The 3,122-nt window shown below is 74.7% G+C and carries 5 protein-coding genes; 2 read left to right on the top strand and 3 right to left on the bottom strand.

The genetic code is table 11. From position 1 onward, the window contains the following. The coding region (locus OFY01_RS15655) for a helix-turn-helix domain-containing protein (RefSeq protein ID WP_266600312.1) at window positions 1–277 on the bottom strand (277 nt) is incomplete at its 3' end. A 219-nt stretch (window positions 278–496) separates the two neighbouring features. On the opposite strand from OFY01_RS15655, the gene OFY01_RS15650 reads away from it, so the two are divergent. Beyond that, the gene (locus OFY01_RS15650; RefSeq protein WP_266600310.1) at window positions 497–1,612 is read left to right on the top strand and encodes a Gfo/Idh/MocA family protein; all 1,116 of its coding nucleotides are present in this window, start codon (window positions 497–499) and stop codon (window positions 1,610–1,612) included. A gap of 48 nt (window positions 1,613–1,660) precedes the next feature. Here OFY01_RS15650 and OFY01_RS15645 read toward each other — a convergent pair whose 3' ends face one another. Continuing rightward, on the bottom strand, window positions 1,661–2,788 hold the full coding sequence (locus OFY01_RS15645) for a DUF2786 domain-containing protein (RefSeq protein WP_266600308.1): 1,128 nt from the start codon (window positions 2,786–2,788) through the stop codon (window positions 1,661–1,663). Then, the gene (locus OFY01_RS15640; protein WP_266600306.1) at window positions 2,785–2,928 is read right to left on the bottom strand and encodes a hypothetical protein; all 144 of its coding nucleotides are present in this window, start codon (window positions 2,926–2,928) and stop codon (window positions 2,785–2,787) included. Before OFY01_RS15640 ends, OFY01_RS15645 begins: the two co-directional genes overlap by 4 nt. Between OFY01_RS15640 and OFY01_RS15635 the strand changes: the two genes are divergently transcribed. Further along, window positions 2,927–3,122, top strand: a 196-nt coding sequence (locus tag OFY01_RS15635) for a hypothetical protein (protein WP_407700349.1), incomplete at its 3' end; no start/stop codon positions are given. The genes OFY01_RS15640 and OFY01_RS15635 overlap by 2 nt on opposite strands.

The following is a 3,122-nucleotide window of genomic DNA, read 5'->3' as shown; positions in this document are numbered from 1 at the left end:
ACCGGTTGAGGCGGCGCGGCCCGGCATCCTTCTGCTCCAGCAGACCCGACTCGCGCAACACCACGAAGTGCCTGCTCAGCGTGGCTTTGGTGACGGGCACGTCAAAGGTTCCGCAGGCCCGCTCCCAGGGGCCCGCCTCGGCCAGCTCACGCACGAGGGTGCGGCGGACCGGATCCGCCAAGGCGAGCAGGGCCGCTTCGAGGGTGACGTCACGGGGGTGGGTGTGGACCGGGGCGGCGCGGTGACCGGCACCGGCCGCCGGCTTCGCTGTCGCCATACGGCGGACTCCCTTCACACACGGGGACGGGGACGAGCACGAGCACGAGCACGGAGAACGGAGAACGGAGAACGGAGAACGGAGAACGATCTTGCAGAGTGTTCGACGCCGTGCGTACACTCGGGTGAGCCAAGTGTTCGCCGATCATCAAACAGTCTAGTGCACGACCCACTGGACGTATCGCCCCGTGGACCGGTGCCGTGCGCGGAGGAGCCAGCCATGCCGTCATCGCCCGTCAAGTCTCCCGTCCGCGTCGGGATCGTCGGCCTCTCCGCCAGGCGCGGCTGGGCCTCCCAGGCCCACCTGCCCGCGCTGCGGCGGCTCGACGGCTTCGAGGTGCGCGCGCTCTCCGCGAGCAGCGCCACGTCCGCGCGGCAGGCCGCCGAGAAGTACGGCATCGCGCACTCCTTCGGCACGGCCGCCGAACTGGCCGCGTCCGACGAGGTCGACCTCGTCGTCGTCACCGTCAAGGTGCCCGACCACCGGGAGATCATCCGCTCCGCACTGGCCGAGGGAAAGGCGGTGTTCTCCGAGTGGCCGCTGGCCACCGGGCTCGCCGAGGCCGAGGAGCTGACCGCGCTGGCCGCCGAGTGCGGGCCGCGCACGTTCACCGGCCTCCAGGCCCGTTCCGCTCCGGTCGTGCGCCACCTGCGCGACCTGGTCGCGGACGGCTACGTCGGCGAGGTGCTGTCCACCAGCATGGTGGCGTCCGGGCGCGGCTGGGGGGCGGAGTTCCCGCCGGGCGGCGCCTACCTGCTGGACCGCGCGACGGGCGCGAACATGCTGACCATCCCGTTCGGTCACACCCTGGACGGGCTCACGTCGGTACTCGGAGACTTCGACTCCGTCGCCGGCATCGCCGCGGTCACCGCAACCCGGCGCCGGGAGATCACGGACCCGCGGACGGGGACCGTCCACCGCCCGGACGTCGCCGACCAGGTGGTGTTCGGCGGGACGCTCGCCTCCGGGGCGGTGGTCTCCGTGCATTACCGGGGCGGCATGTCGCGCGGCACGAACTTCCACTGGGAGATCAACGGAACCGAGGGCGACCTCGTCGTCAACGGCGACCACGGCCACCTGCAGATGAGCACCCTCACGGTGACCGGAGCGCGCGGCTGCGACCCCGGGCCGGCCGAACTCGCCACCCCGGAGCGCTACTTCGAACCGGAACTGAGCGCGCTGCGCGGCACGGACGCGTACAACGTCGGTGCCGCGTACGCCCAGATCCACCGCGATCTGACGGAGGGCACCTCCGTGGTGCCGGACTTCGCGCACGCCACCCGCCATCACCGGCTGCTCGACCGCATCGAGCGCGCGGCGGCCGCCGGTCGCTGAGCCCCGCTCACCCGGCCGCCCGCCCCGCCGCACACCGCGCCGTGCGGCTCAGGGCCCGGTGAGCCGGGCCCGCTGTGCCGCCGCCGTGCCCTCGTCCCAGCCCGCCCCGTCCGAGACGCCCCGCACCCGGGTCGCCACGGTCTCGGGGAACATCTCCTCGGTCCGGCCCGCGACCGCGACGTCCCGCGCGGCGAGCACCGGAAGCACCTCAGCGTCCTCGGCCCCCTCACCGCCTCCCCCGGCGGCCGCTTCGCCGGCCACCTCGGCGAGCCGCGCGCCGACGCGATGGGCGTACGCGGCCAGGAACGACTGCCGGAAGGTCTTCGTACGCTTGCGTCCCCCGGCCCGCTGCCGGGCCTCGGCCCGCGTCATCGCCGCGTCGGCCTGCACGAGCAGTGACGTGTAGAGCAGTTCGACGACCTCCAGGTCCGGCTCGAAGCCGACGACGGTCGAGAAACCGAACGCGCTGTTCCACACCGCGCGGCAGCGGTTCGCCGTGGCGACCGCGTCGAGCAGCACCGCCTTCGCCGTCTCGTACGGGGCGTCGACGCCGATCCGGCAGGCGGCCGGAGCCTCCTTCGCGTGCGTACGGGCGGCGAGCAGCGCCTCGTCGACCGAGTGCCGGGCCATCAGCTCCTGTGCCTTGGCGGTGAGGGCCTCGGCCTCCGGCGGGTACCCGGTCGCCTCCGCCTTCGCCAGCAACGCCCTGATCCGGGCCAGGGCGCGCGGCTCGCCCGCGACGGGCGCGGTCAGCGCCTCCCCCGGCACCGGCCCGACCGCCTCGACCGCGGGGAGCCGGGCAAGCAGGCGGTACAGCTCCAGGGTCGTGGTGGCGGCCGAGAAGCGGTCCTGACGCGCGGGGTCGTCGCCGGGCAGCGCGGCCAGCTGGGCCGTCCAGCGGGGCGGCAGGGCCTCGTAACGTTCGAGTTCCTCGCGGATCAGGCGGGCCGCGAGGCGCACATGCTCCGGGGCCAGCGACTCGTCCCGTACGGCCATGCGGATCACGTCGGCCGGCTGCCAGCCACGCTCCCACGCCCGGCGGACGAACTCCCGGCCCCGCGTCGCCAGTTCCAGGTCCGCCGACGGGTCCGCGGCGAGCAGCGACGCCGCGGTGTCCAGGTCGGCGTCGGCCGTGTACAGCGCGGCGGCGAGGGCGCGGTCGACCGTGGAGCTCATGCCAGGTCCGCCGTGTCCGGGCCGCCTCGACCGTCGCACGCCCACAGCCCGCGCGACCGTCGCACACCCGGGGCGGTCTCCACCGCGACCGGCTCGACGCCCGGCGCCCGGGTGGCCACCACCGTGTACCCCACCGACATGAAGTGCCTCCTCACGCACCCGCTCCCCCGCTTCCGCCCCCACCACGATGGTCTCAGCACCATCGACACGCGCACCACCGGCGCGGGCTGGCGCGGCCCGGGGCGGACTGGCGCGGGCCGGGGCGGACTGGCGCGGGCCGGGGCGGACTGGCGCGGGGCCGGGGCGGACTGGCGCGGGCCGGGGCGGAGTAGAG

This window comes from Streptomyces beihaiensis (genome assembly GCF_026274175.1).
Lineage (GTDB): Bacteria > Actinomycetota > Actinomycetes > Streptomycetales > Streptomycetaceae > Streptomyces > Streptomyces beihaiensis.
This window is presented reverse-complemented; position numbering and strand designations above follow the sequence as displayed.

Excerpts from the sequence above, each read along its gene's own strand:
- OFY01_RS15650 (WP_266600310.1), top strand. The coding sequence starts at position 497 with ATGCCGTCATCGCCCGTCAAGTCTCCCGTCCGCGTCGGGATCGTCGGC.
- OFY01_RS15645 (WP_266600308.1), bottom strand. The coding sequence starts at position 2,788 with ATGAGCTCCACGGTCGACCGCGCCCTCGCCGCCGCGCTGTACACGGCC.
- OFY01_RS15640 (WP_266600306.1), bottom strand. The coding sequence starts at position 2,928 with ATGTCGGTGGGGTACACGGTGGTGGCCACCCGGGCGCCGGGCGTCGAG.